This window comes from Xanthomonas sp. NCPPB 901 (assembly GCF_056725085.1).
Genome location: NZ_CM161511.1, coordinates 1,208,462 through 1,235,156, shown reverse-complemented (window position 1 = coordinate 1,235,156; position 26,695 = coordinate 1,208,462). Strand labels below are relative to the sequence as shown.

General features: G+C 68.8%; 22 protein-coding genes. 9 read left to right on the top strand and 13 right to left on the bottom strand.

The window, feature by feature from the left end; genetic code table 11:
* Nucleotides 1–113: 113 nt before the first annotated feature.
* Genes AC1PME_RS05105 through AC1PME_RS05085 form a run of 5 tightly spaced genes read right to left on the bottom strand, consistent with a single transcriptional unit; the run spans nt 114 to nt 5,053 of the window.
* The gene (locus AC1PME_RS05105; protein ID WP_254460582.1) at nt 114–2,021 is read right to left on the bottom strand and encodes a type IV pilus secretin PilQ; all 1,908 of its coding nucleotides are present in this window, start codon (nt 2,019–2,021) and stop codon (nt 114–116) included.
* Between the two features lie 20 nt (nt 2,022–2,041).
* On the bottom strand, nt 2,042–2,563 hold the full coding sequence (locus tag AC1PME_RS05100; RefSeq protein ID WP_430543997.1) for a pilus assembly protein PilP: 522 nt from the start codon (nt 2,561–2,563) through the stop codon (nt 2,042–2,044).
* 14 nt (nt 2,564–2,577) lie between these two features.
* Nucleotides 2,578–3,252, bottom strand: coding sequence for a type IV pilus inner membrane component PilO (locus AC1PME_RS05095; protein ID WP_254460580.1), 675 nt, complete (start codon nt 3,250–3,252; stop codon nt 2,578–2,580).
* Nucleotides 3,249–3,995 (bottom strand): PilN domain-containing protein, encoded by a 747-nt coding sequence (locus tag AC1PME_RS05090; protein ID WP_481097501.1) that lies wholly within the window; start codon nt 3,993–3,995, stop codon nt 3,249–3,251. Before AC1PME_RS05090 ends, AC1PME_RS05095 begins: the two co-directional genes overlap by 4 nt.
* Entirely contained in the window at nt 3,995–5,053 is a 1,059-nt protein-coding gene (locus tag AC1PME_RS05085) for a pilus assembly protein PilM (protein WP_343237526.1), read from the bottom strand. The genes AC1PME_RS05090 and AC1PME_RS05085 overlap by 1 nt, the downstream gene beginning before the upstream one ends.
* A gap of 218 nt (nt 5,054–5,271) precedes the next feature.
* On the opposite strand from AC1PME_RS05085, the gene AC1PME_RS05080 reads away from it, so the two are divergent.
* Together AC1PME_RS05080 and AC1PME_RS05075 are read left to right on the top strand one after the other, a co-directional pair.
* Nucleotides 5,272–7,707, top strand: coding sequence for a penicillin-binding protein 1A (locus AC1PME_RS05080; protein WP_481097500.1), 2,436 nt, complete (start codon nt 5,272–5,274; stop codon nt 7,705–7,707).
* A 150-nt stretch (nt 7,708–7,857) separates the two neighbouring features.
* On the top strand, nt 7,858–8,502 hold the full coding sequence (locus AC1PME_RS05075; protein ID WP_254460576.1) for a hypothetical protein: 645 nt from the start codon (nt 7,858–7,860) through the stop codon (nt 8,500–8,502).
* A gap of 163 nt (nt 8,503–8,665) precedes the next feature.
* Here the strand turns inward: AC1PME_RS05075 and AC1PME_RS05070 are convergent, their stop codons facing one another.
* The 8 genes from AC1PME_RS05070 to gmk form a co-directional block, all read right to left on the bottom strand.
* Nucleotides 8,666–9,955, bottom strand: coding sequence for a citrate synthase (locus tag AC1PME_RS05070; protein ID WP_481097499.1), 1,290 nt, complete (start codon nt 9,953–9,955; stop codon nt 8,666–8,668).
* A gap of 285 nt (nt 9,956–10,240) precedes the next feature.
* Nucleotides 10,241–10,483 carry a type B 50S ribosomal protein L31 gene (locus tag AC1PME_RS05065; RefSeq protein ID WP_010341537.1) on the bottom strand — a complete coding sequence of 81 codons (243 nt, stop codon included), beginning with the start codon at nt 10,481–10,483 and terminating at the stop codon, nt 10,241–10,243.
* Nucleotides 10,484–10,624: 141 nt separating this feature from the next.
* Nucleotides 10,625–11,563, bottom strand: coding sequence for a nucleoside hydrolase (locus tag AC1PME_RS05060; protein WP_481097498.1), 939 nt, complete (start codon nt 11,561–11,563; stop codon nt 10,625–10,627).
* A gap of 211 nt (nt 11,564–11,774) precedes the next feature.
* A complete protein-coding gene (gene recG, locus AC1PME_RS05055; protein ID WP_481097497.1) occupies nt 11,775–13,922 on the bottom strand; it encodes an ATP-dependent DNA helicase RecG in 2,148 nt (715 codons plus the stop codon).
* Between the two features lie 9 nt (nt 13,923–13,931).
* Entirely contained in the window at nt 13,932–14,315 is a 384-nt protein-coding gene (locus AC1PME_RS05050; RefSeq protein ID WP_010341827.1) for a RidA family protein, read from the bottom strand.
* Nucleotides 14,316–14,512: 197 nt separating this feature from the next.
* A complete protein-coding gene (locus AC1PME_RS05045) occupies nt 14,513–16,690 on the bottom strand; it encodes a RelA/SpoT family protein (protein WP_254460573.1) in 2,178 nt (725 codons plus the stop codon).
* A gap of 101 nt (nt 16,691–16,791) precedes the next feature.
* Nucleotides 16,792–17,091, bottom strand: a complete 300-nt coding sequence (rpoZ, locus tag AC1PME_RS05040; protein ID WP_254460572.1) for a DNA-directed RNA polymerase subunit omega — start codon at nt 17,089–17,091, stop codon at nt 16,792–16,794.
* Nucleotides 17,092–17,203: 112 nt separating this feature from the next.
* Entirely contained in the window at nt 17,204–17,830 is a 627-nt protein-coding gene (gene gmk / locus AC1PME_RS05035) for a guanylate kinase (protein WP_481097496.1), read from the bottom strand.
* A gap of 280 nt (nt 17,831–18,110) precedes the next feature.
* Between gmk and AC1PME_RS05030 the strand changes: the two genes are divergently transcribed.
* The 7 genes from AC1PME_RS05030 to AC1PME_RS05000 all read left to right on the top strand — a co-directional run bounded on the left by AC1PME_RS05030 (nt 18,111) and on the right by AC1PME_RS05000 (nt 26,599).
* A complete protein-coding gene (locus AC1PME_RS05030) occupies nt 18,111–18,656 on the top strand; it encodes an RNA polymerase sigma factor (RefSeq protein WP_254460570.1) in 546 nt (181 codons plus the stop codon).
* A gap of 106 nt (nt 18,657–18,762) precedes the next feature.
* Nucleotides 18,763–19,800 (top strand): FecR family protein, encoded by a 1,038-nt coding sequence (locus tag AC1PME_RS05025; RefSeq protein ID WP_481097495.1) that lies wholly within the window; start codon nt 18,763–18,765, stop codon nt 19,798–19,800.
* Between the two features lie 134 nt (nt 19,801–19,934).
* Nucleotides 19,935–23,069: a TonB-dependent receptor gene (locus tag AC1PME_RS05020; RefSeq protein ID WP_481097494.1), complete on the top strand. Its 3,135-nt coding sequence runs from the start codon at nt 19,935–19,937 to the stop codon at nt 23,067–23,069.
* 84 nt (nt 23,070–23,153) lie between these two features.
* Entirely contained in the window at nt 23,154–23,915 is a 762-nt protein-coding gene (locus AC1PME_RS05015; protein WP_481097493.1) for a Slam-dependent surface lipoprotein, read from the top strand.
* A 153-nt stretch (nt 23,916–24,068) separates the two neighbouring features.
* Nucleotides 24,069–25,505: a surface lipoprotein assembly modifier gene (locus tag AC1PME_RS05010; protein WP_481097492.1), complete on the top strand. Its 1,437-nt coding sequence runs from the start codon at nt 24,069–24,071 to the stop codon at nt 25,503–25,505.
* Nucleotides 25,506–25,578: 73 nt separating this feature from the next.
* Entirely contained in the window at nt 25,579–26,181 is a 603-nt protein-coding gene (locus tag AC1PME_RS05005; RefSeq protein WP_481097491.1) for a biliverdin-producing heme oxygenase, read from the top strand.
* A gap of 70 nt (nt 26,182–26,251) precedes the next feature.
* Complete coding sequence (locus AC1PME_RS05000) at nt 26,252–26,599, top strand: YbaN family protein (protein ID WP_481098073.1); 348 nt, start codon at nt 26,252–26,254, stop codon at nt 26,597–26,599.
* The last annotated feature ends 96 nt before the right edge of the window (nt 26,600–26,695 follow it).

The following is a 26,695-nucleotide window of genomic DNA, read 5'->3' as shown; positions in this document are numbered from 1 at the left end:
GGCCGACCTGGCGTGCTGCGAATTCAGGATTTCCTCATCCACCATGGCCCGCAAACGCCGACGGGAGAGGCCTGCGCCTCTCCCGTCGGAGGATCCCGCCTTGTCCGCGCCGATCAGCCGGCGCGCTTGGCCACGCGCATCACCTTCGGGGTCACGAAGATCAGCAGTTCCGCCTTGCTCTTGCTGCGGCCACGCTGCTTGAACAGATTGCCCAGGAACGGGATGTCGCCCAGGAACGGCACCTTGGCAACGCTGCTGCGGTCGGTGAACTCGTAGACGCCGCCGATCACCACGGTCTGCCCGTCGTCGACCAGCACCGCGGTGTTGATCTCGCGGCGATTGATTTCCGGGACCGTGCCGTACAGCGGCAGGGTGACGTAGCGCTCCACCTCGTCCTTCTTGACATTCATGTTCAAGAAGATGCGATTGTCGTCGGTGATCGTCGGCGTCACCTTCAGTTCCAGCAGCACTTCCTTGAACTGCACGTTCGGGGTGGCAGCGGTGCCGCCGGTGCCGCCGGTGACCGTGACGTAGCCGATTTCCTTGCCTTGCCGGATCACCGCCTCGCGCTGGTTGGACGTCACGATACGCGGATTGGAGAGCACCTCACCGCGGCCCTCTTCCTGCAGCGCCGACAATTCCATGTCCAGCGAGAAGTTGGCGCCCAGCAAGGTGTAGGCGATGGCACCCGGCGTGCCGTTGGTGAAGGTGCCGGCGGGCATGTTGAAGTTCAGCCCGCTGGGGATGTTGTGCACACTGTTGTTGAGGATCGACGTGTTGTTGGCCAGGTTGCCGCTGACCACGCCGGTGTTGTCGCCGTACTGCCGGCGACCGGCGATGCCGAAGCGCGCGCCCAGATCGCGGGCGAAGGTATCGGTGGCGATGACGATGCGGCCCTCGATCAGCACCTGGTCGACCGGCCGGTCGATCACGTTGATCAGCTCGCGCATCTGCGCGACCTTCTTGGGGATGTCGCTGATCATCAACGTATTGGTGCGCTCGTCGGCGACGATGCGTCCACGCGGCGACAGGAAGCCGTTGTCGTTCTGGCTGTTGCTGCCACCCGAGCCGCCGCCACCGCCACCGCCACCGCCGATGCCCTTGGCCTCGGTCAGCGCCTTGAAGATCGCCGTGGCGCTGTGGTAGTTGATCTGCACGTAGTCGGTGACCAGGTCCTCGCGGTTCTCGATCGCGATGCGCGCGTCTTCCTTGTCCTGTTCGAACTTGGCCAGCTCCTGCTGCGGCGCGACCCAGATCACCTTGCCGTCGCGGCGCTTGTCCAGGCCCTTGGCGCGCAGCACGATGTCCAGGGCCTGGTCCCACGGCACGTTGACCAGGCGCAGGGTGACGCTGCCCTGCACGGTGTCGGAGGCGACGATGTTGAGATTGGATTCCTCGGCGATCAGCTGCAGCACCGTGCGCACCGGCACGTCCTGGAAGTTGAAGGTCACCGGCTTGCCGCTGTAGCCGCGGGCGGCCACCTGCGCGGCGGCCTGGCTGACCGTGGTCGCGGTGACCGCGCCCACCGCCGGCGCGGCGGCGCGCGGGGTGATCTCGACCACGTAGTCGCTGCCCGACTGGTAGGCCATCGATTCGAACGGGCCATTGGTGTTCAGCACCAGCTCGGCACCGCCGGCGTACGGCTTGGCGTCGATGCGCTGCACCGGGGTGGCGAAGTCGGTGACGTTGAGCGGCCGCTGCAACTCCGGCGGCAGCGTCGCGTTGCCGACGTCGACCACGACGCTGTTGCCCTGGGTGCGCAGATCCGGGCTGGCGCCGGTCCCGCTGAAGGACAGGATCAGCCGTCCCGCGCCGCCGTCGCCGCGCTTGAAGTCGATCTTCGACACCGTGAGCTTGGCCGGCGCCGTCGCAGCTGCGGCGGGCGCGGCAGCAGGCGCGGCGGCCGGCGTCGCGCTGGCGACGACCGCGTTCCCGAGCATCGCCGCCAACCCCAACGCGCATAGCCGCATCGTCGCGTGGCGCCGGATGGGGCGCAAGCTCAGGGCTTTGGAAAAAGTCATCGTGCTATCCCCATAATCAATCATTGATCGTCCAGCGCGACGGAGGCGGGACGTTCCAGCCAGCCGCCGGCGCCATCCGGCACCAGTTCAATCAAATCGATGCGATCCTCGTGCACCCCGGTCACGCGGCCATCGCTCTGCCCCATGTACACGCCCGGACGCACGCGGTAGGTCACCTTGTCCGGTGCCATCACCAGCGCCACCTGGCCCGCGCCGCTGCCGAGCGTGCCGACCATGTTGAGGCTGTCCAGCGGGAACTGTTCCAGCGGCTCCTTGCGGCGGTTCGGATCCGGGCGCAGGCCGCTGCTGCCGTCGGGGCTGGCCCAGGCATCGCTGAACGGATCGCGCAGACCCTGCGCCGCATACTCGAAGGTCTCGAACTGCTGCATCACCGGCAACGGCTCCAGTGGCTGCGCCGGTCGGGCGCGCACTTCCTTCACCCAGTTCTCCAGATTGGGCGCATCGCCCGGCGTGCTGGTGATGCTGCGGCCGCAACCGCCAAGCACCAGCGCCAGCGCGACCGCGGCAAGCATCTTGACCATGCGAGGCTGCCGGCTCATGCACCACCGCCTTGCTTGCCGGCCTTCTTCGCGGCCGCCGCGGCCTGCTCCTGTTCGGCCATTTCCTTGTCGTCCAGATAGCGATAGGTCTTGACCGTGCCGGACAGTTCCAATTCGCCGCGCGCGGTGATGCCGTTGCTCTTGTCGCGCGGCTTCAGGTTGATGTCGTGCATGGTCAGGATCACCACCCGCGGCAGCGACGCCACGCCGCTGACGAAGGCGCCGAACTGGTGGTAGCTGCCGACCATGCGCAAGGCGATCGGCTTCTCCGCGTAGAACTCCTTCGGCGACTCCGGGCCCGGCTGGAACAGCTCGTTGGTCAGGCCGCTGGACAGCGCGGTCTGCGAGATGTCGATGATCAGGTCGGGCATCTCGGTCTTGCTCGGCAACTGCCGCAGCATCTGCTGCAATACCTGCTCCATCTGCACCAGCTGCTGCTTGAGCGGCTGCAGGTTCACCGCACGGCTCTGTTCCTTCTCGAAGGTGGCGCGCAGCTCGGTTTCCTTCTGTTCCAGCCCTTCCAGCTCATCGCTCTTGCCGCTGATCAGCAGGAACCACGAGATGGCCAGGATGAACAGGGTCACCAGCACGCAGAACACGATCTTGGCCTGCTGCGGCCAGCTGCCGATGTTGTTGAAATCCAGCTCTTTGATATTGAATTTCTTGCTCATGACGCCGGTCCCTGTTGCGCTGGCGTGGCGGCCGGTGCCGGCGCAGTGGCCGGTGCCGGTGCGGCAGGGCTGCCCGCCGCAGGTGCAGGGGCGCCCGGTGCGCCGGCGGGGGGCGCGGGCGTCGCGGGGCCGGCAGGTGGCGTCGCATCGGCGGCCGGATCGACGCCCTCGCCCGGCACCGGCAGCTTGACCCGCAGCGTGAACACGTACGGCAACGCCTTGGTGTCGACGATCGGCCCCTTGGCTTCCTTCTCCTGGGCCTTGGCCTCGATCACCGTCAGCTCCGGATTGGTCATCCAGCCCGAGCCTTCGAGATTGCGCATGTAGTTGCTGACCCGGGCATTGGATTGCGAGCGGCCTTCCAGGGTGAGCGTGTCGCCTTCCTGCTTCACCGAGGTCAGCACCACACCGTCGGGGATGGTCCGCACCAGCGCGTCGAACAGATGCACCATCTGCGAGCGCTTGGCCTGCAGCTCCTCGATGACCTGCTTGCGCGCCAGCAGCCGGCGCTTCTTCTCGTCGAGGGTGTCGATTTCCTTGTTCTGCGCCTGGACCTTCTCGATCTCGCTCTGCAGGTAGGCGTTGCGCTCGTTCTGGCCGCTGATCTGCAGGTCGTAGTAGAACCAGATCAGCGCCGCCAGCAACACCCCGGCGAATGCGGCCAGGCCAAGCATCGAATAGAACTCGCGTTCGCGCTGCTTGCGCCGTTCCGCCCGCCAGGGCAGCAGATTGATCTTCGCCATCAGTCGAAGCTCCTCAGCGCCAGGCCGGTGGCGATCATCAGCGCCGGCGCATCCTGGGCCAGCGCATGCGCCTGGACCTTCGGCCCCAGGGTCATCTGCGCCAACGGGTTGGCGACCACCGTGGCCACGCCCAGTTGCTCCTCCACCATCTCCGGCAATCCGACCAGGGCGGCGCAGCCGCCGGCCAGCACGATGTGGTCGACCCGGTTGAATTCGCTGCCGGCGTAGAAGAACTGCAGCAGGCGGCTGATCTGCTGCACCGTGGCTTCCTTGAACGGTTCCAGCACCTCGACCTCGTAGCTCTCCGGCAGCCCGCCCTGGCGCTTGGCCATGCCGGCTTCCTCGTAGGTCAGGCCATAGCGGCGCATCACTTCGTCGGTCAGCTGCTTGCCGCCGAACACCTGTTCGCGGCTGTACAGGCTGCGCCCGCCGCGCAGGACATTGAGGGTGGTCATGGTGGCGCCGATGTCGACCAGGGCGACGATGCCGTCGGCGGCCACCGGCAGCTCGCTGGCCACCAGCGCGAAGGCGTTCTCGACCGCGAAGGCCTCCACGTCCATCACCTTGGCCACCAGGCCGCCCAGTTCCAGGGCCGACTGGCGCAGTTCCACGTTCTCCGAACGCGAGGCGGCCAGCAGCACCTGCACCATCTCGGGGTTGTTGGGGATGACGCCCAGCACCTCGAAATCCAGGTTCACTTCCTCGATCGGATACGGGATGTAGTTCACCGCCTCCAGCTCGACCTGGGCTTCCAGCTCGCTCTCGTCCAGCTCGGCCGGCATCGGGATCACCTTGGTGATCACCGCCGAACCGGCCACGGCCGCCGCGGCATGCTTGGCGCGGGTGCCGGAACGGGTCACGGCGCGACGGATCGCCTCGCCCACCGCCTCGACCTCGACGATGTTCTTTTCGACCACGGCATTGGGCGGCAAGGGTTCGACGGCGTAATGCTCGACGCGGAACCGGTTGCCGTTACGCGAAAGCTGCAGCAGCTTGACTGCGGTAGAACTGATGTCGATGCCGATCAGCGGTTGCTGACTCTTTGGGATAAGCCCCACGGATTTTCCCCTGCCGGCGGGCATTTGGGCGCCAATGTTGCGCCAGCGCATTAATAACAAATTTTTTGCAATTGGCAACCGCCCGGTTGCATGTCGCGATCCGTGTCACGGCATGACCTGCGGCAGCAAACCCGTCGCATCCCCGGAACCGGCCCCAGCCGTTCCCCGGCGTACTCTATACTCTGCGCCCAAGAAATCTGCAATCGGAATCTCTCGCGATGCCCCGTTTTCGTCGTTGGCTGCGCTGGGCGCTGGTCACGTTCGTCCTCCTCGGCCTGGTCGGCGCCGCCGTGGCAGGCGGGCTGTACTACGTCGTCTCCTCCAAGCTCCCGGATGTGCAGACCCTGCGCAAGGTCGAACTGCAGGAGCCCATGTACGTCTACTCCAGCGACGGCAAGCTGATGGCGCTGTTCGGCGAGACCCGGCGCTACCCCATCACCATGAAGGACGTGCCAGAGCGGCTGAAGCAGGCCTTCCTGGCCACCGAGGACGCCCGTTTCTACGAGCACGGCGGCGTCGACTACAAGGGCATCGCCCGCGCGGTGTGGCTGCTGGCCACCACCAACGACAAGCGCGTGCCGGGCGGCTCCACCATCACCCAGCAGGTCGCCCGCCAGTTCTTCCTGAGTTCGGAGTACAGCTACACCCGCAAGCTGGCGGAGATCCTGCTGGCACGCAAGATCGAGGCCGAGCTGAGCAAGGACGAGATCTTCGAGCTGTATCTCAACAAGAGCTTCTTCGGCAACCGCGCCTACGGCATCGCCGCCGCCGCCGAGTACTACTACGGCAAGAAGCTCAACGAGCTGAGCCTGGACGAGATGGCCTCGCTGGCCGGCATCCCCAAGTTCCCCTCCAGCGGCAACCCGATCAGCAACCCCGAGCGCGCCAAGCAGCGCCGCGACAACTACGTGCTCAGCCGCATGGCCGCCCTGGGCTTCATCACCCCGGCCGAGGCCGAGGCGGCCAAGGCGGTGCCGATGCACGCCACGCCGCACGAACGCCCGGTCGAGGTCGAGGCGCCCTACGTGGCCGAACTGGTCCGCCAGGAGATGATCGCGCGCTTCGGCGGCGACGTGCTGGACAAGGGCTACCACGTCTACACCAGCATCGACTCGACCCTGCAGACCGCGGCCAACCATGCGGTGCGCGAGGGCCTGATCATCTACGACCGTCGACATGGCTGGCATGGCGTGGAGAAGCACTTCGACGTCCCCGCCAATGCCGATGCGGCGGCGCTGGCCAGCCACCTGAGCGGCGTCTACGGGCAGGACGGGATGCTGCCGAGCATCGTCGCCAGCACCGGCAGCGACGGCAGCGCGACCGTGGTGCTCGCCAACAAGACCGAGCTGGTGCTGCCGGTGGCCGCCAGCCGCTGGACCGGACGCAGCCCGGCCGCCCTGCTCAAGCGCGGCGACCTGGTGCGCATCCAGGCCGGCGACAAGCCGGGCGAATGGGAGATCACCCAGATCCCGCGCGCCCAGGCCGCGCTGGTCTCGCTGGACGCCAACAACGGCGCGCTGCGCGCCATGGTCGGCGGCTTCAGCTATGCCGGCAACAAGTTCAATCGCGCCACCCAGGCGCGGCGCCAGCCCGGCTCCAGCTTCAAGCCCTTCCTGTACGCGGCCTCGTTCGAGAAGGGCTTCAACCCGGCCTCGATCGTGCTCGACGCGCCGGTGGTGTTCCGCGACCGCCGCGGCAAGACCTGGTCGCCGCAGAACGACGGCGGCGGCTTCCGCGGCCCGATGCGCCTGCGCGAAGCGCTGGTGCAGTCGCGCAACCTGGTCTCGGTGCGCCTGCTGGACGCCATCGGCGTGGACTTCGCGCGCAAGTACATCAGCCAGTTCGGCTTCCAGGAGGCCGAGCTGCCGCCGAACCTGTCGATGTCGCTGGGCACCGCCTCGCTGACGCCGCTGTCGGTGGCCCGCGGCTACACGGTGTTCGTCAATGGCGGCTCGCTGGTCAACACCTGGATCATCGACAAGGTCACCGACCGCGACGGCAAGGTGCTGTTCCAGGAGCATCCGCTGACCGCCTGCCGCAGCTGCGGCAGCGTCGGCGGCAACGCCGCGCCGGTCAGCCAGGTGGTCGACGGCTTCAACTTCGGCGCGGCGACGCCGCCGCCGGCGGACAAGCCGGCCGCGCCCGCGGCCACCGCGGCCACGGCGGCCGCAGCCGAAAAGCCCACCGACCCCGAGGCCAAGGTGGCGCCGCGCGCCATCGACGAACGCACCGCCTATCAGCTGGTGTCGATGATGCGCGACGTGGTCCAGCGCGGCACCGGCACCCCGGCCAAGGTGCTGGGCCGCGAGGACGTCGGCGGCAAGACCGGCTCCACCAACGACCACCGCGACGCCTGGTTCTCCGGCTTCGGCGGGCCGTACGTGACCACCGTCTGGGTCGGCCGCGACGACTACCGCTCGCTCGGCTACCGCGAGTACGGCGGCAAGGCGGCGCTGCCGATCTGGATCGACTACATGCGGGTCGCGCTGAAGGACCAGCCGATCGCCCGCAACGATCCGCCGGGCGGCATGGTCCAGGTCACCCTCAACGGCGCCACCGAGTGGGTCAAGACCGAGGACATGGACCGCATCCAGCAGTTCGACGAAAGCCTGCAGGACCAGAAGACCGACGACGCGGCGTTCGACATCTTCTGATCGCGCCGCACTCCACGCCCCCGGCGCCCGCCGGGGGCAGTGCGCCGGGCGCGCGCCCCGCCGGCGACTGTCGCACGCAGCGCCGCCGGCTACACCCGAATTTCGCAAGGCTGCGGTACAGTCGGGCCAGGCTTTGAGGGGAGGCGCTCCATGCACCACGCTCGGCAACATGCCCGGACCCGCACGCACGAACGCCGCCGCCGGCTGGCGCACGAAGCCGCCCGCCTGATGGCCGAAGGCGGCATCCGCGATTTCCACCAGGCCAAGCTGAAAGCGGCCGACCGGCTCGGCATCCACGACGACGCCTCGCTGCCGCGCAACAGCGAGATCGAGGACGCCCTGCGCGAATACCAGCGGCTGTTCGCCGGCCCCGACCATGCCGGCGAACTGCGCCGGCGCCGCGAGGCGGCGCTGCGCGCGATGGACTTCCTGCACGCGTTCGCGCCGCGCCTGGCCGGGCCGGTGCACGACGGCACCGCCGACGCCAACAGCCCGGTGCAACTGCACCTGCACAGCGACGATGCCGAGGCGGTGGCGCGCTTCCTCGAAGAGCACCGCGTCCCGGCCGAGCTGCGCAGCCGTCGCCTGCGCCTGGACCGCGAGCGCAGCGAGGACTTCCCGGTGTGGCTGTTCACCGCCGAGGAGCTGACCTTCGACCTGACCGTGCTGCCCTACGACGCGCTGCGCCAGGCGCCGCTGTCGCAGGTCGACGAAAAACCGATGCGACGCGCCTCGATGCCGCAATTGCGGCAACTGCTGACCGAGCAGGACATCGCCGACTACCAGGACGGCTGAACGCGGCCACGCACCGCGCGATGGCTGAGGCGGGCGGCGCGCCATCGTGCGGGCGCGCCGCGGGCGCGACCCGACGGCGGCCAGGCCCTTCCCCGCTGCCCCCCGCGCAAACGAAAACGCCCCGCGCGAGGCGGGGCGTTGCGGACCACCGTGAGGGGATCGATCAGCGCTTGTCGGCGCTGGTGTAGTCGCGCTTGTCGTAGCCGGTGTAGATCTGGCGCGGACGGCCGATCTTCATTTCCGGATCGACCTGCTGCTCCAGCCAGTGCGAGACCCAGCCGGCGGTGCGGGCGATGGCGAACATCACGGTGAACATCTCCACCGGAATGTTCAGCGCCTTGTAGATGATGCCCGAGTAGAAGTCGACGTTCGGGTACAGCTTGCGCTGCACGAAGTAGTCGTCCTTCAGCGCGGCCTCTTCCAGCTTCAGCGCCACTTCCAGCAGCGGGTCGTTGACGCCCAGCTCGCCCAGCACCTTGTGGGTCATCTCGCGGATGATCTTCGCGCGCGGGTCGAAGTTCTTGTACACGCGGTGGCCGAAGCCCATCAGGCGGAAGCTCGAGTTCTTGTCCTTGGCCTTGGCCACGGCGCTCTCGACGTTGTCGGCGGTGCCGATCTCTTCCAGCATCTTCAGCACGGCTTCGTTGGCGCCGCCATGCGCCGGGCCCCACAGCGCGGTGATGCCCGCGGCGACCGAGGCGTACGGGTTGGCGCCGGTGGAACCGACCAGACGCACGGTCGAGGTCGAGGCATTCTGCTCGTGGTCGGCGTGCAGGATGAACAGCAGGTCCAGGGCCTTGGCCACGACCGGGTTCATCTGCAGCTGCTCGCTCGGCACCTCGAACATCATGTGCAGGAAGCGCTCGACGTAGCCGAGGTTGTTGCGCGGGTAGCGGATCGGCCAGCCGATCGAATAACGGTAGGCGGCGGCGGCGATCGTCGGCACCTTGGCGATCAGGCGGATCGCGGCCAGGCGGCGCTGCTCCGGATCGTTGAGGTCGAGGGTGTCGTGGTAGAACGCCGACAGCGAGGCCACGGTACCGGCCATCATCGCCATCGGATGCGCGTCGTGGCGGAAGCCGCCGAGGAAGTTCTTCAGCGACTCGTGCATCATCGTGTGATGCGTCACTTCGTGGTCGAACTTCTTGAATTCGTCGGCGGTGGGCAACTCGCCGTTCATCAGCAGGTAGGCCACTTCGAGGAAGTTGGACTTCTCGGCCAGCTGTTCGATCGGGTAGCCGCGGTACAGCAGCACGCCGTTGTCGCCGTCGATGTAGGTGATCGCCGACTTGCAGCTGGCGGTCGCGGTGAAGCCCGAGTCGTAGGTGAAGAAACCGGTCTCCTTGGTCAACTTGGAAATGTCGACGCAATCGTTGCCCAGGGTGGGCTTGAGTACCGGAAGAACGACCGACTTGTCGCCGGCGTTCAACGTGACCTGATCAAGATCGGACACAGTGTGCGCTCCTCGATGGAAGGCGCCTGTCCGATTACGTTGCGAACAGACGCGTGAAGGAAGTCCACGGCAATCGCCACGGATCGCGCCATTATCGCACAGCAGCATTTGCGTCGTCGCTCATCGCCCCCGCGGCACGATGGCGGCGGGAAAGCGACACAGCGTTGCATCCTCGCCGCACTATCGCGGGAGGAGGCCACCGGCGCATTCGCGCCGGGAGGAGACAGCGGATAGCAAAACGGCCGCGCAAGCGGCCGTCGCTTTACTTCCGTCCGACGGTTCCGATCAGCGCGCGTAGCGCTTCTGGAACTTGTCGATACGGCCGCTGGTGTCGATGACCTTGTGCTTGCCCGTGTAGAACGGGTGCGAAGCCGAGGAAATTTCGACCTTGATCAGCGGGTACTCTTCGCCGTCTTCCCACTTGACCGTCTCTTTCGAGGACATGGTCGAACGGGTCAGGATCTTGAAATCGGAGGTGACATCGTGGAACACGACGTCGCGGTACTGGGGATGGATGTCGGCCTTCATGGGCTCGCACCGTAGGTGGCTGCTGGACAAGAGGGAAACTATAACAGCGCTCCTGCCCTCCACGCAACGTTTACGTTCGGGCAGGTGCGCTGACGTCGCCCGGGGCGCCCTGCCCCGGAGGTGCCGCCCGGTCCGACAGGCTCAACCGGCGCCGACCGCCGCGCGGGCCAGTCCCAGGAAGCGGGCGTGGTCGTAGCGGATGAGCATGGTCGCGTTGTCCGGCAGGCCCAGCTGGCGGTTCCAGTCGACCAGGGTGGCGCCGCGGGTGTGCACCCCGGACAGCTCGATCTGCAACGGCCGCGCCTGCACTTCCTCGGCGCCCTCGGGCTGCAGCGCCCAGGCCATCGCCAGCGCGTCGGCCGCATACCAGTGCTCGCCGCGCGCGTCTTCCGACCACAGCCGGGTCTTGCGCGAGATCAGCTCGTAGAAGCGCGCCTTGGGCGCATCCACCGCCAGCCACTGCTCGACCTCGCGGTGCGGCAGGCCGTGCGCCACCGTCGCCTCCCAGTCGGCGACCTCGATGTGCGGGAATGCCTTGAACACGATGTGCGCGGCCTCCGGATCGAAGGCGATGTTGAACTCGGCGGCCGGGGTGATGTTGCCGTGGCAGGTGATCGCCCCGCCCATCACCAGGAAGCGGCCCACGCGCTGCGGCAGGGTCGGGTCCAGCTTCAGCGCCAGCGCGATGTTGGTCAGCGGCCCCAGCGCGACCAGCAGCAGGCGCCCGGCGTACTGGTGGGACAGGCGCAGGATCGCCAGCGCGGCATGCTCGGCCTCGGCCCCGCGCGCGGCCGGCGGCAGGTCGACGTCGCCGAAGCCGTCCTGGCCATGCACGTGCCCGGCGTCCACCGAGGGATGCAGCAGCGGATCGGCGCAGCCGGCGAACACCGGCACATCCTCGCGCCCGGCCACTTCGCACAGCTTCAGCGCATTGCGCACGGTGTGGCGCAGCCCGACGTTGCCGGCGGCGATGGTCAGCCCGACCACCTCGTGGCGCGGATCGGCGAACGCCATCAGTAGCGCCAGCGCATCGTCCACGCCGGGGTCGGTATCGATCAACAGGGGAATCTTGTCGCTCATGCGTCGTTTCGCTCGTCCGTTCGGCCACCGAGTCTGGCACTGCGGCGCGGGCATGGGAAGGAGCCGGGATTGGGGAGTCAGGAGTGGGGATTCGTGAGAAGCGGCCGCACGACTCTCCGTCGCAGGAGCGGCTTCAGCCGCGACCTACGAACGAAGACGTGGCGATGCCGCGTTTGCCAATCCCCACTCCCCGATGCCGAATCCCCGCCCCTCACGCCCCGGCAAACCGCACCGCGCCGCCGACCCAGCGCGCGACGATGCGGTCGGCCACGACCGGCGCCTCCTCCAGCAGCCGGTCGGCCAGGGCATGCACGCGCGGCAGCAGGCCGGCGTCGCGGGCCAGGTCGGCCACGCGGAACGCGGCCAGACCGGTCTGGCGGGTGCCGAGCAGTTCGCCCGGCCCGCGCAGCTCCAGGTCCTTCTCGGCGATGACGAAGCCGTCGTTGGTCTGGCGCATGGTTTCCAGGCGCTGCCGCGCCATCGCCGACAGCGGCGCCTGGTACATGAGTACGCAACTGGAGGCGGCCGCGCCGCGCCCGACCCGCCCGCGCAGCTGGTGCAACTGCGCCAGGCCCAGGCGTTCGGCGTTCTCGATGATCATCAGCGAGGCATTGGGCACGTCCACGCCGACCTCGATGACGGTGGTGGCGACCAGCAGGTCGATCTCGCCCTGCTTGAACGCGCGCATCGCCGCCTGCTTCTCCGCCGGCTTCATGCGCCCATGCACCAGGCCCACGCGCAGCTCCGGCAACTGCGCCGACAGCGCCTCGAAGGTGGCCTGCGCGGCGCTGGCCTCGAGCCGGTTGCCGGCACCGCCCTGCGCGGATTTGGCGTTGTCCTCGGCCTCTTCGATCAGGGTGCAGACCCAGTACGCCTGGCGGCCTTCCGCGCAGGCCACGCGGATGCGCTGCACCAGCTCCGGACGACGCTCGGCATTGAGCACGATGGTCTGCACCGGGGTGCGCCCCGGCGGAAGTTCGTCGATCGAGGACACGTCCAGGTCGGCATATGCGGCCATCGCCAGCGTGCGCGGGATCGGCGTGGCTGTCATCACCAACTGGTGCGGCACGCCCGCGCCCGAGGCGCCCTTGTCGCGCAGCGCCAGGCGCTGGTGCACGCCGAAGCGATGCTGCTCGTCGACGATGGCCAGCGCCAGGTCGTGGAAGCGCACCGCCTCCTGCATCAGCGCGTGCGTGCCGACCACCACCTGCGCCTCGCCCGAGGCGATCTGCGCCAGGGTCGCGCTGCGCGCCTTGCCGGTGACCTTGCCGGCCAGCCAGGCCACGCGCACGCCCAGCGGCTCCAGCCAACCGCGCAGGTTGGCCAGATGCTGTTCGGCGAGCAGTTCGGTCGGCGCCGCCAGCGCCGCCTGCTTGCGCTTGTCCACCGCCAGCATCGCCGCCAGCGCCGCGACCACGGTCTTGCCGCTGCCGACGTCGCCCTGCACCAGCCGCAGCATCGGCACCGGCCGTTCCAGGTCGGCGCGGATCTGCGCGAACACGCGCTGCTGCGCGCCGGTGAGTCGGAACGGCAGCGACTGCTGCAAACGCTTGGCCAGCGCCCCGCGGCCGCGCAGCGACGGCGCCGGCTGGCACTGCAGGGCGATGCGCTGGCGACGCAGGCTCAGGTGATGCGCGAGCAGTTCTTCCAGCGCCAGGCGCTGCTGCGCCGGATGCAGGCCGGCGGCGAGCGCGGCCAGGTCGGCCTGCGGCGGCGGCCGGTGCGCGACCAGCAGCGCGCTGCGCAGCGACGGCAGGCCGAGTTCGGCCAGCAGCGAGGCCGGCAGCAGTTCCAGCGCCGCCTCCTCCGGCAGCCGGTCCAGCGCCTGCCCGATCAGCCGGCGCACGGTCGCCGGGCCGACGCCCTCCACCGCCGGATACACCGGATCCAGGCGATCGCCCAGCGCCGCGTCGCCGTCCTCGCCGAGGAGCTGATAGCTGGGATGCACGAACTCCAGCCCGTGCTGGCCCGGCTTGGGCGTGCCGAACGCGCGCAAACGCACGCCGACCGCGAACTGCGCCGCCTGCGCGGCGCGGAACTGGAAGAAGCGCAGCACCAGGGTGCCGCGCGAGTCGTCGGCCACCGCCACGCGCAGCATCGGCCGGTAGCGGAAGCCGCGGTCCACCGCCTGCACCCGCCCTTCGATCTGCGCCGGCACACCCGGCTGCAGTGCCGCCACCGTGGTCAGGCGGGTGCGGTCCTCATAGCGCAGCGGCAGGTGCAGCCACAGGTCCTGCAGCGTGGACAGGCCGCGCGCGGCGAACTTCTCGGCCAGCTTGGGACCGACGCCGGGCAGCGTGGTCAGCGGCACCTCGCCTGCCGCCGACAGCGCCGGCGCCGGAACCTGCACGCGCGGCACGGCTGGGGATCAGTCCAGCACCATCACCGCGTCCACCTCGAAGCCCGCGCCCTTGGGTAGCGCCGACACTTCGATGGTGGAACGCGCGGGGAACGGCGCCTGAAAGTAGTCCTGCATCACCGCGTTGACCTGCGCGAACTGCGCCAGGTCGGTGAGGTACAGCCCCAGGCGCACGATGCGGTCCAGCGAGCCGCCGGCCGCCTCGGCCACCGCTTGCAGGTTGTCGAAGGCGCGGCGCGCCTGCGCGGCGATGTCGCCGGCGACGATCTCGCCGGTGGCCGGATCCAGCGGGATCTGCCCGGAGAAGTACACGGTGTTGCCGGCACGCACGGCCTGCGAATACGGGCCGATCGCGGCCGGTGCTCGGTCGGTATGGATGATCTGGCGGGACATGGCGACTCCGTTGGAAGAATGTCCGCCTAGTTTAGCTGGCGCGCGCGATTGGGGATTGGGGATTGGGGATTGGGGAATCGGGAATCGGGAATCGGGAATCGGGAACAGCGTGCCCGCCAGGCATGCCGCGGGTATCCACTTTGCCCGCTCCTACGACGCCAAGGCCAGGCGCGCTCCGACTCCCCAATCCCGACGCCTTACTGGCGACGCACGCTCTGCACCGCATTCAAGCGCCGCAGCCGGCGCATCACTTCGGCCAGGTGGTTGCGGTCGCGCACCTGGATGTTGAAGCGCAGCACCGCGGCGTTGAAGTCGCGGTCCAGGTAGTCGACGCGCTCGATGTTGGACTGGCTCTGCGCGATCGCCGCGGCCAGCTGCGCGAGCACGCCGGTGCGGTTCTCCACCTCCACCACCAGCGCGGTGTCGTAGTCGCCGATGACGCTGCTGTCCCAGCCGATCGGCACCCAGCGCTCGGGCGACTTGCGCAGTTCGGCGAGGTTCGGACAGTCCAGGCGATGCACCACGATGCCCTTGCCGGCGGTGTGGTAGCCCATGATCTCGTCGCCGGGAATCGGCTGGCAGCAGTTGGCGAAGCTGACCACGCCGCGCTCGGTGCCGTTGATCAGGATCTTTTCCTGCGAGTGCTTGGAATGGCCGCCACCACGCAGTTCGGCATAGGCCATCAGCGCCTGCGCCGCCTGGTTGGGCATCCAGTTGCCCAGCGCCACGTCGGCCAGCAGCGCCTCCAGGCGCGGATAGCGGTGTTCGCTGAGGAACGAATCCAGGCGGCCCTTGGGCAGCCGCTCCAGCGAGCTGTCCATCGCCTCCAGCGCGCGGTCGAGCATGCGATGGCCGAGCTGCACCGCGTCCTCGTGCTCGAGCTGCTTGAGCTGGTGGCGGATCGCGGTGCGCGCCTTGCTGCTGACCACGAACTCCAGCCACTGCGGCTTGGGCGTGGCCGAGCGCGCGGTGATCACTTCCACCGTCTGCCCGCTGACCAGCTTGGTGCGCAGCGGCACCAGTTTCTTGTCCACGCGCGAGGCCACCGCGCGGTTGCCGACGTCGGTATGCACCGCATAGGCGAAGTCCAGCGCCGTGGAGTTGCGCGGCAGCGCCAGGATCTTGCCCTTGGGCGTGAACAGGTAGACCTCGTCCGGGAACAGATCGACCTTGACGTTGTCCAGGAACTCCAGCGACGAGCCGGCGGCGCGCTGCGATTCGATCAGTTCGACGATCCACGCATGCGCGCGACTCTGCGCGCTGTTGGGCGAATCGCCGCCGAACTTGTAGGTCCAGTGCGCGGCGACGCCGCGTTCGGCGATCAGGTCCATCTCCTCGGTGCGGATCTGCACCTCGATCGGCGAGCCGTAGGGGCCGAACAGCACCGTGTGCAGCGACTGGTAGCCGTTGGCCTTGGGAATGGCGATGAAATCGCGGAAACGCGCGTCCAGCGGCTTGAAGGTGGCATGCACCGCACCGAGGGCGTGGTAGCAGTCCGGCACGCCGCGCACCACCAGGCGGAAGCCGAACACGTCCATCACCTGATCGAAGGATTTGTTCTCGTCGCGCATCTTGTTGTAGATGCTCCACGGCGTCTTGATCCGGCTCACCAGCCGGTGTTCCAGCCCTTCCTTGGCCAGACGCTGCGACAACTGCACTTCCACCTGCGCCATCGACTCGCGGCGCACCACCGGCTGGCTGCGGATGTGCTTTTCGATGATCGCGTGGCGCCACGGGTGCAGGGCGCGGAAGCCGAGGTTCTGCAGCTCGGACTTCATCAGGCTCATGCCCAGGCGCTGGGCGATCGGCGCGTAGATCTCCAGGGTCTCGCGGGCGATGCGGCTGCGCGCCTCGGCGCTCTGCGCGCCCAGCGTGCGCATGTTGTGCAGGCGGTCGGCGAGCTTGATCATGATCACGCGCAGGTCGCGCGACATCGCCAGCAGCATCTTGCGGAAGCTCTCGGCGGCCGCTTCCTGGCGGTCGCGGAACTTGAGCTTGTCCAGCTTGGTGACGCCGTCGACCAGTTCGGCCACCGCCTCGCCGAACTCGGCGGCCAGCTCGGCGCGGGTCAGCGGCGTGTCCTCGATGGTGTCGTGCAGGATCGCCGCGATCAGCGCCTCCACGTCCAGGCCGAGCTCGGCCAGCACCCCGGCCACCGCCACCGGATGGGTGATGTACGGCTCGCCCGACTTGCGGGTCTGCCCCGCGTGCGCGGCCGCCCCGACCTCCCAGGCGCGGCGCAGCAGCGGGATCTGCTCGGCAGGCAGATAGCTGGCGCTGCGTTCGAGCTGAAGGACGTAGTCGGGGACGCCCTCGTCGGCCGGCGGCGGCGGCGGCGCGGCGTTGGCGACCTGGGCGGAAGGGCCTGGGTTCATGCGGAAAGACTATGCCAGCGGCGCGTGGACGGCAAACCCGCAAAACGAAACAGCCCGCGGATGCGGGCTGTTCGCAGGACGCTCGCGACGCGGCGGCGCGGTCAGTCGTCGTTCTTGGACATGTCCTCGTCGGCCACCACCTCGGCCGCGGCCCATTCCAGGGCTTCGCGCTCGGCGCGCTCGCGCTCGGCCTTCTCGACCTCGTCGATCAGCGCGTTGTCGATCTTGCGCGCGGCGATCTCGCGCAGCGCCAGCACGGTCGGCTTGTCGGCCGCCTCGGTGTTGTCGAGGGTGGCCTGCACGCCGTTGGCGAGCTGGCGGGCGCGCTTGGACGCCATCATGACCAGTTCGAAACGGTTGTTAACGACTTCCAGGCAATCTTCTACGGTGATGCGGGCCATGCGGGCTCCCGGCGGGCCGGCGGCGGCCACGCGTTCGAATGAGGGAAAGGGCGAGGATTGTAGGGCGGACACCGCCCGAGTTCAACCCCACCCCATTCAGTTCCCTTTGAAATCAGCCAGTTGGCTGCTCTTCCAGGAGGGTCGCGATCAGCCCGGCATGGCGCTGCTGCTGCTGCGGCCGGCGCAGGCGGCTGGCGACGAAGATCGCGCACATCTCGTCCACGGCGGTGTCGAAGTGCTCGTTGACGATGACGTAGTCGAAATCGGCGTAGTGCGACATCTCCTCGCGCGCGGCGGCCAGCCGTTGCGCGATCACCGCCTCGCTGTCCTGGCCGCGCTTGCGCATGCGCTGCTCCAGCGCCTCGCGCGAGGGCGGCAGGATGAACACGCTGACCGCGTCCGGCACCTTGGCCCGCACCTGGCGCGCGCCCTGCCAGTCGATCTCCAGCAACACGTCGTGGCCGGCGTCCAGCTGCGGCTCCACCGACTGCCGCGCGGTGCCCTTCCAGTCGCCGTGCACGCGCGCGTACTCGAAGAAGTCGCCGGCATCGATCATGCGCTGGAACTCTTCGGCGGAGACGAAATGGTAGTGCTCGGCATGGCGTTCGCCCGGACGCGGCGAACGCGAGGTGAACGAGATCGACAGCGCGATCTGCGGATCGCGCGCCAGGGTGGCGTTGACGATGCTGCTCTTGCCGGCGCCGGACGGGGCCGCCACGATGTAGAGAGTGCCACGCATCGCTCAGGTCTCGGCGTCGAGGATCGGGCGGCGCACGATACCAGTCCCAGCCACGACCGCAAGCGCGTGCGCGGCCAGACCCTCGCCGGGCGGGCGCCGCCGGCATTCGCTGTCCTAGCCCAAGCGCCTGATCCGGCAGCGGTTTTGCAGTTTCTCCAGCGTGGACCGCAGTGCCGACGCAAACGCACGGCGGAAACCGGCGTGGCGTCACTTCAATTGAGAATGAATCTCATCCAAATTAGAATTCCATCCCTTTCCTTGTGGTCTGCGGATGGATGCCATGCCCCTTCCTCCTCCCCAGGACCCGCCAGCCGCGCTGGCGGATGCGCTGGAAAGCCACTACACCGAGCTGCAGCGCTACGCGGCGCGCAAGTACGCCGGCGCGGCCAACGACCTGGTGCACGATGCCTGGCTGCGCCTGGCCACCCGCGCCCCGGCCGCCGATGCGCCCGACGCGCGCAGCCTGCGCGATCCGGCCAGTTACCTGCGGCGCGTGGTCGACAACGTAGCCATCGACCAGGGCCGCGTGGCGGCCTCGCGCAGCCGCTTTGCCGCCGCCAACGACGGCATCGACACGGTGCCGTCGCCGGCGCCCTCGCCGTACCAGAGCGCGTTGAGCCAGCAGGAGTACGCGCTGCTGCTGCAGGCGATCCGCGACCTGCCGGCGCAGGCGCGGCGGGTGTTCGTGCTGTTCCGCGGGCGCAACCTGAGCATCGCGCAGATCGCCGCGCGACTGGGCATCTCGCCGCGCACGGTCGAAAAGCACATCGCCGTGGCGGTGACGCACTGCCGGCGCCGCCTGCGCGAGGCCGGTCGCGACGTCTGAGCAGCCGCCGGCTACGGGGACGCGCACACTCGACCCGTCGTCCCGAATAATCCCCTGGCCTGCGCCCGCCGCGCGCCCCGACCCATTCCTGACGGATAGGCACTGCATGCCCGCGCCCCCTCACGTCGATGACGCCCTGTTCGAACAAGCGCTGCACTGGCTCCTGCAACTGGATGCGGCGCCGGACGACCCCGACACGCGACGCGCGCATGCCGCGTGGCTGGCGCTGGCGCCGCAGGCGCACGCGCAGGCCATGGCCGAGGCCGGCGCCATGCTCGGCCTGCTGCAGGCGCCGGCCGCGGCCCTGGCCGACGAACTGGATCCGGTGGCCGCCGCAGTAGCGGCACCGCTGCCGACCAGTTCGCCGACACATACGCGGCGGCACCGGCGCTGGCCGCGCCATGCCGCCGCCGCGGCCGGGCTGGCGCTGGCGATCGGTGGCGGCCTGTGGCTGGGCAGCGGCGGCGTGGAACGGCTGCGCAGCGATGCCTACACCCGGGTCGGCGAGATCCGCACCCTGCGCCTGGCCGACGGCAGCGTGGTCACGCTCGATACCGACAGCGCCATCGCCGTCGAACTGCGCCCGGGCCTGCGCACGGTGCGGCTGTTGCGCGGCGAAGCGGCATTCCAGGTGACCCACGACCCGCGGCGCCCGTTCGTGGTGGACAGCCGCGGCGGCAGCGCGCGCGTCCTCGGCACGCGCTTCGCTGTGCGCGTACAGGGCGATACCGCCGAGGTCGGGGTCATCGCTGGCCGCGTCGCCGTGCGTGCGCCGGACGGCGGCGCCGGCGCGGTGCTGGGCGCGGGCCAATCCGCGCGGCTGCAGGACACGGTCGTGCGCCGTCTTGCCGATCGCGATCCCCTGACGATCGGCGCCTGGCAGCGTCGGCAACTGGTGTTCTCCGACATGTCGCTGGCACAGGCGCTGGACGCACTCGCGCGCTATCGGCACGGCCACGTCGTCGTCCGCGGCGACGCTCTGCGTGCGCTGCCGGTGTCCGGGTCGCTGGACATCGCCGATCCGGACCTCGCCATGCGCACGCTGCTGGACAGCCTGCGGCTGCGCTCGCTGGACCTGCCCTGGCTGACCATCGTGTACCGGTCGCCAGCGGATGCGGCTGGCGCACCCGCGCCGAAAAAGTGAACGCAAACTAAATAAAAACCGGGTGCGTCCGTTTCGTCGAACGCGCCACTGGGGAGCGCGCGGGCGTCGGCCCGTCTAAACGGGAAGAACGGAATGATTTTCATTCCCACAAATCCGTCTTCGATACCCCCAGCATGCCAACCCATTCCCCTGCCGCCCGCGTTCGCCGTGCGCCCGCGTTCGCCCTGCTCAGCCATGCCCTGGCGCTGGCCCTGCTCAGTCCTGCCGCGATCGCGCAAACGCCCTCCCCCGTCACCGAGCAAGCCCCCCGCTATCCCGTCGACCTGACGGCGCAGCCGCTCTCGCAAGCGCTATTGCAGTTGTCGGCACAAACCGGCCTGCAGGTGCTGTACACCGGCCGGACCACCGACGGCCTCACGGCGCCGGCGGTGCGGGGCGACTACAGCGCCGAACAGGCCTTGCAGCAGTTGCTGCAGGGCAGCGGCCTGCGCGCGCGCCACACCGGCCCGAACGCGGTCACCTTGGAACCGGCCGCGGCGCAGGACGGCGCGATCGCCATCGACACGCTGCGGGTGGCCGGCAACGCCGACGACAACCGTGGCGGCGAAGCGCGCGACCGCCGCGGCCGCGACGCGGTCTACGACCTGGACCTGTCCAGCGCCTACATCGGCCGTACCGAGGTGGAGCGCTACAAGGGCGCCACGCCCTCGGACCTGGTCAACGGCGTACCCGGCGTGTTCAGCGGCGACGCCCGCAACAGCGGCGCGCTGGACCTCAACATCCGCGGCATCCAGGGACCTGGCCGGGTGCCGGTGAGCATCGACGGCACCGAACAGGCGTTGACCGTGTGGCGCGGCTACAACGGCGCCAGCAATCGCAACTACATCGATCCGTTCCTGATCGGCGGCATCCAGATCCTCAAGGGTCCGTCGCTGACCCGCAATGTCGTCACCGGGATCGGCGGCGCGATGGTGATCAATACCCTGGACGTGGACGACATCCTCGATCCCGGCCAGCGCTTCGGCGGCGAGTTCCGCGCCGAGGGCAGCAGCAACGCGACCCGGCCGCGGCTGCCGACCCTGCACACCGGCGAGGACTACCGCACGGTCGCGGATTTCCCGCAGAACACTCCGAACATCCCCTACACCGACCCCACGCTGATGATCACGCCAAGGCGCGGTGGCGGCGGCTACAACGTGTTCAGCGGCAAGGACGACGCCTATCGGCTGGCGCTCGGCTGGCGGCCGACCGAGAACCTCGACCTGCTCGCTGCCTACGCCTATCGCGAGCGCGGCAACTACTTCTCGGGCAAGCGCGGCGCCGGCTACTACAGCAAGCCGAGAAGCTCCTCCGCCGACGACTACATCCTGTCGATGGCCAACTACTGGTTGCCCGGCAACGAAGTACCCAACACCTCCAGCCAGATGGAGTCCTGGCTGTTCAAGGTCACCTGGCGCCCCAGCGACAGCCAGGCGCTGCAGCTGGGGTACCGCGACAGTCTCTCGCACTACGGCGAAGTGATGCCCTCGCGCATCATCGAATCCAAGGACCGTGCCGCCATCCAATGGCCGTTGAGCCGGGTCGATGCCCAGGCATGGAACCTGGAGTACACCTGGCGCCCGGCGGACAGCCGCTGGATCGACCTGTACGCCAACCTGTGGCGCACCAGCACCGAAAGCGATACCTACACCGCCGGCGGCTTTCCCAACTTCGCCAATCCCTATTGGCAGACTGGCAACGGGGCCAGCCCGATCATCCGCAATACCGCGCTGGCCAACGCCAGCAACGCCCGCAACGGCCTCACTCTGAGCAACAAGATCGCCCTGGCCGACACGCTGGACCTGACCGTGGGCGGCAGCTTCCAACACGAGAAGCTGCGCTCGCGCGATCCGTACTTCGGCAGCAGCGACGGCTGGCGCATGTACCCCCGCGCGGGCCGGCGCCAGGAGTGGCAGGCCGACTTCAATGTCGAATGGCGACCGCTGGAGTTCCTGACCCTGAGTGGCGGCGCGCGCTACGCCAGCTACTGGGCCTTCGACGACTTCCTGGCCGCGCATCCGGGGCAGATCAGGGAATCGGTGACCACCGGCTACGACGTCGAGTACAAGACCACCGAAACCTATACCCAGCAGCAGCGCGAGGCACTGGCCGCCGACAGCATCGCCGGCTACAGCGAATTGTTGGACCTGGGAATACTCACGCAAGAGGAGTTCAACGAGTTAACCGCCTCCGTGTGGAACAGCCTCCCCACCACCTACCAGGTCGAGCACCAGGTGCCGTGGATGCCGGATGGCGACGGCAAGTACAGCAAGGCCGGCAACCCATGCCTCAACGGCTCGCTGGAGGGATTGCCCGGTGCGGCCGGAAACACCTGCTTCATCAATTCGGTGCGGCACACCATCGAAGGCACCGCGCGCAAGCGCAAGGACCATGGCTGGGTCCCGTTCTTCTCGGCCACCGCCAATCTCAGCGACAACAGCCGCGTCTACTTCCGCTACGGCGAGACCCTGCGCTATCCCAGCATGTTCGAGAGCACGGTGGCCTTCTCCGCCTCGCTCAATCCGTGGAATCTCAAGCCCGAGCATGCCTACAACTGGGAAGTCGCCTATGTCCACGACCTGGGTCCGCTGCTCGGCGCCGACACCATCGCCGACCTCAAGCTGGCCTACTACGTCAACAAGACCCGCGACGTGATCGAGCGCGATCCCAGTTTCAAGTTCGACAACATCGACAAGCAGACCATCCGCGGCCTCGAGTTCCAGGGCCGCTACGACAACGGCCGCGTGTTCACCGACCTCGGCGCCAACTACACCCTGAAGAACCAGGTCTGCGACGAGACCACCGCAGCGCTGCTGAGCACCACCAACGGCTTCGTCATCGGCCGCGGCAAGATCGTGCCGACCTGCGTGGACTACGGCTTCGTCGGCGGCTATCTGCTGACCCAGAGCACGCCGAAGCTGTCGGCCAGCTGGTCGCTGGGCGCGCGCATGCTGCAGCGCCGCCTGGAACTGGGCGGGCGCGTCACCTATTACCAGCAGTACCGCAACCCGGACCTGGAATGGTTCCGCGACAACTCGATACAGAAAGAACCCGGCACCGGTCGATTCGTCTATACCTTCAACGTGCCGTTCTCCTGGGGCACGACCGTGCTGCTGGACGCCTACGCGCGCTACACGTTGCGCGACAACCTGAGCATCGAACTGACCGGCACCAATCTGACCGACCGCTACTACGTGGATCCGGCCACGCGCTCGGCCATGGCCGCGCCAGGACGCACGCTGAAACTCAGCCTGACCGGGAGATTCTGAGCGCGCGCGCACCGATCAAGGAGTGTCACCTACCCCGGACAGGGATGTCCCCCTCGTTCCAATCCAACCAGAAGGACGTATCGCATGAACATGAAACGCACTCACGCCGCCCTGCTCGGCCTGGCCGTCGCCAGCGTGCTGGGCAGCGCCCACGCCGCGCCGTTCCTCGGCAAGTCGAGCAACGAAAGCTACGTCAAGGTCGGCGAATCCACCGTCAACGGCGGCCCGCACCACGCCGGCCTGGCCGGCATCGCGGTGAACTCGACCGGCCTGGACAAGCCGGTGGACTTCCAGGGCCTGTCCACGTACGGCGGTCCCGGCTCGGTCAAGGTGCTGAACTTCCCGTACAGCGGCGCACCGAGCAGCCACGACAACCTCGGCGTGTTCGCCTTCGCCCAGGTCGGCAGCCAGGACGTGTGGTTCGGCGAGTGGTATTCGCGCAAGGACAATGCCGAGGGTCTGAAAACGCACACCGTGTACTTCATCGGCGACAAGCCCGACAGCAGCGTGCCCAGCTCCGGCACCGCCAGCTACAGCGTGGTCGGCCTCAACAACTACAACGGCAGCAACCAGCTGACCGGCACCTTCACCGCCAACTTCGGCACCGGCCGCCTGACCGGCTCGATCCAGAACAACGCCGGCTTCGCGGTCAACATCGGCACGGCCAGCATCAACAGCAACGCCAGCATCTCCGGCAGCAACGCCATCGCGCGTCAGTCCGGCAGCGTGGTCGCAAGCAACGGTGCGGTCTCCGGCCAGTTCTACGCCAACCAGAGCGCGCTGGCCGGCATCGCCGATTTCGCAGGGGTCCAGTACGACACCGCGTTCGGCGGCACCAAGCAGTAAGCCGACCGATTCTCCACGTTGCACCCATACCAAGCAGGACCAGCCGCCGTCATGCCAGTCCTGCTTGCCGCCTCCAGCGACCGTTCGATGCACCCCATGCCTTTTCCACGGCGCCGCCTGCCGCGCTCGCTTCCCCGTTTGGCAGCGTGTCTGATGCTGGCCGCGATCGCCTTCTGCGCCCCGGCGCAGCAGCAGGACGACACCCGGCGCATGCTCGAGCAGCGCGACCAGCGCCAGGCCGCCGAGCGCGAGCGCGCCCTGCTGCAGGAACACGGCGAAGGCGAGCGGCCGAGCATCGTCATCGACGGCACGCCCTACGTCGTCGCCCACAGCGCCAACGACGTCGGCCGCGCGCTGTACCTGTCGCTGCAGCACCGGCAATGGCCGGCGGTGCAGCGCTTCCTGCAGGAATACCTGACCCTGCCCGACCGCGATCCGCTGCTGGTGCACTACGCGCAGGGCGCGGTCGCGCGCAACGCTGGCCGCTACCGCGACGCAGAGCGCGAGTACCGCGCGCTGCTGGCGCTGCAGCCGGACTTCCTGCCCGGGCGCCTGGAACTGGCGCGGGTGCTGTTCGAGGATCAGCAGGACCGCGAGGCCGAACAGGCGTTCGCGGCGATCGCCGCGTCGATCGACGCCGGCGATCCCAAGACCGAGGGCGTGCGCAACAGCATCGCCGGCTTTCGGGAAGCGCTGGCCAAGCGGCGTGGCTGGAACGGCAGCCTCGCGCTCGGCCCGGCCTGGAGCGACAACGTCAACCGCACTTCGGCCAGTTCCACCTGCCTGTTGAGCTTCGATGGACGCTGCTACTTCAGCCGCAGCACGCCGGCGGCGATCACCGCCTTCGGCGACGACTACGACGCCAGCCTCGACCGGCGCCTGCCGCTGCGCGGACACCATGGGCTGTACCTGCGTGCCGTGCTGTTCGGCCAGGGCTACCGCGACCACAGCGCCTACAACGAGCTGACCACGAGCGCGCAGGCCGGCTACAGCTACCGCAGCGGACGCCACAGCGCCGCGCTGGCGCCAGCGTTCGACTACTACGCCCTGGGCAACCAGGCGCTGTACGGCGCCTGGGGCGCGCATGCGGAGTGGAGCTGGACGCTGTCGGCGCGCTCCCTGCTCAAGCTGGAAGGCGACTGGAGGGCGCAACGCTACCGGCGCCAGGACTACGCCGCCAGCTACGACGCGATCGTGCGCAGCGCCTACGCCACCTACTTCCGCAGCCTCGACGAACGCTGGACGGTGTTCGCCGGGCTGGACGTCAGCGACAGCGCCGCGGTGCGCGACACCGAGGCCTATCTGCAGCGCGGTGTGCGCCTCGGCGGTTCGCGGCAATGGGCGGGCGTCAGCGCCACCCTGTTCGCCTCCTACCGGCAGCGCGACTACGGCGCCTACAGCACGGTGTTGCGCGCCCGCCGCCACGACGACGAGCAGGGCTACACCTTCGTGCTGCGCGCGCCGCGGCTGGCCGTCGCCGGCTTCGTGCCGCTGCTGACGCTGCGCCGCAACCGCGTACGCAGCAACGTCGACTGGCTGTACACCTACGACCGCAACACGCTGAGCCTGAAGCTGGAGCGTGCGCTGTGACGCCCCCATCACCGCTCCCGAGGCCACAGATGCCGCACTGCTCCCTCCCCCCGACCAACGAGCGCCCGCTGCCATGACCGACCTCCTCGCCCACGCCAGCCGCGCCGAGCGGCTGAAGGCCGCCACCCACCAGGCGCATGCACGACTGGACCAGCGCATCATGGCCGCGCAGCCGTTCGCCTCGCGCGAGCACTACATGCGCTTCCTGCAGGTGCAGTACCGCTTCCACTGCGACATGGAGAGCATCTACGGCAACCCGGTGCTGGCCAGCGTGGTGCCGGACCTGGCGCAACGCCGGCGGCTGCCGGCGCTGGTCGCCGATCTGCACGACCTGGGCGTCGCGCCGCCGGCCACCGGCGGCACCGCGCTCCACCGCACCGACTACCCCCGGCAGGTCGATGCATTGGGCTGGCTGTATGTGGCCGAGGGCTCCAACCTGGGCGCGGCGATCCTGGCCAAGCTGGCCGCGCGGCTGGGCCTGCACGCGCAGTTCGGCGCGCGCCACCTGGCCGGCCCCGAGGACGGGCGCGCGCGGCACTGGCGCCAGTTCACCGCGGCGCTGGACCGCATCGCGCTGGCCACCGAGCAGGAACAGGCGGTGATCGCGGCGGCGCGTGCGGCCTTCGCGCAGGTCGAGGCCTATGTCGACCTGCATCTGCCGGCCGTCCCCCGATGACGCCGACATCCCTGCCGGAGCGGCCGCGGTGCGGGTGAGCCGCGCGCTGTGGTGCGGCCTGGGCCTGCTGATGCTGGCGCTGGGCCTGATCGGCGCACTGCTGCCGGTGATGCCGACCACCATCTTCCTGATCCTGGCGGCGTACTGCTTCTCGCGCTCCTCGCCGCGGCTGGAGGCCTGGCTGCTGACGCATCCGCGCTACGGCACGCCGCTGCGGCTGTGGCGCGAGCAGGGCGCGATCAGCCGCCGCGGCAAGGCCTTCGCCGCCAGCGGCATGGCGGTCGGCTACCTGCTGTTCTGCTGTGGCACGCACCCCGGCGCCCCCTTGGCGTTGGGCGTGGGCCTGGCCATCGCCGCCAGCGCCGCGTTCGTGCTGAGCCGGCCGGCACCACGCGATCCGCCGGCACCGCCGCACTGACGCCACATGCGGTGACGCCGGCATCCGCGCACGTTCGCCGGCCCCGCCGTTGCCGGTCACCGCGCTGCGCCGGCTTGCTCCAGCGGGGATGACGCC

Coding starts and splice junctions, on each gene's coding strand:
- AC1PME_RS05075 (WP_254460576.1), top strand. CDS start 7,858: ATGCACCACGCTCGGCAACATGCCCGGACCCGCACGCACGAACGCCGC.
- AC1PME_RS05010 (WP_481097492.1), top strand. CDS start 24,069: ATGCTGGCCGCGATCGCCTTCTGCGCCCCGGCGCAGCAGCAGGACGAC.
- AC1PME_RS05095 (WP_254460580.1), bottom strand. CDS start 3,252: ATGAGCAAGAAATTCAATATCAAAGAGCTGGATTTCAACAACATCGGC.
- AC1PME_RS05030 (WP_254460570.1), top strand. CDS start 18,111: ATGCCCCTTCCTCCTCCCCAGGACCCGCCAGCCGCGCTGGCGGATGCG.
- AC1PME_RS05100 (WP_430543997.1), bottom strand. CDS start 2,563: ATGGTCAAGATGCTTGCCGCGGTCGCGCTGGCGCTGGTGCTTGGCGGT.
- AC1PME_RS05060 (WP_481097498.1), bottom strand. CDS start 11,563: ATGAGCGACAAGATTCCCCTGTTGATCGATACCGACCCCGGCGTGGAC.
- AC1PME_RS05080 (WP_481097500.1), top strand. CDS start 5,272: ATGCCCCGTTTTCGTCGTTGGCTGCGCTGGGCGCTGGTCACGTTCGTC.
- AC1PME_RS05020 (WP_481097494.1), top strand. CDS start 19,935: ATGCCAACCCATTCCCCTGCCGCCCGCGTTCGCCGTGCGCCCGCGTTC.
- AC1PME_RS05090 (WP_481097501.1), bottom strand. CDS start 3,995: ATGGCGAAGATCAATCTGCTGCCCTGGCGGGCGGAACGGCGCAAGCAG.
- AC1PME_RS05105 (WP_254460582.1), bottom strand. CDS start 2,021: ATGACTTTTTCCAAAGCCCTGAGCTTGCGCCCCATCCGGCGCCACGCG.
- rpoZ (WP_254460572.1), bottom strand. CDS start 17,091: ATGGCCCGCATCACCGTAGAAGATTGCCTGGAAGTCGTTAACAACCGT.
- AC1PME_RS05045 (WP_254460573.1), bottom strand. CDS start 16,690: ATGAACCCAGGCCCTTCCGCCCAGGTCGCCAACGCCGCGCCGCCGCCG.
- AC1PME_RS05005 (WP_481097491.1), top strand. CDS start 25,579: ATGACCGACCTCCTCGCCCACGCCAGCCGCGCCGAGCGGCTGAAGGCC.
- AC1PME_RS05015 (WP_481097493.1), top strand. CDS start 23,154: ATGAACATGAAACGCACTCACGCCGCCCTGCTCGGCCTGGCCGTCGCC.
- AC1PME_RS05025 (WP_481097495.1), top strand. CDS start 18,763: ATGCCCGCGCCCCCTCACGTCGATGACGCCCTGTTCGAACAAGCGCTG.
- AC1PME_RS05000 (WP_481098073.1), top strand. CDS start 26,252: ATGCTGGCGCTGGGCCTGATCGGCGCACTGCTGCCGGTGATGCCGACC.
- AC1PME_RS05065 (WP_010341537.1), bottom strand. CDS start 10,483: ATGAAGGCCGACATCCATCCCCAGTACCGCGACGTCGTGTTCCACGAT.
- gmk (WP_481097496.1), bottom strand. CDS start 17,830: ATGCGTGGCACTCTCTACATCGTGGCGGCCCCGTCCGGCGCCGGCAAG.
- AC1PME_RS05050 (WP_010341827.1), bottom strand. CDS start 14,315: ATGTCCCGCCAGATCATCCATACCGACCGAGCACCGGCCGCGATCGGC.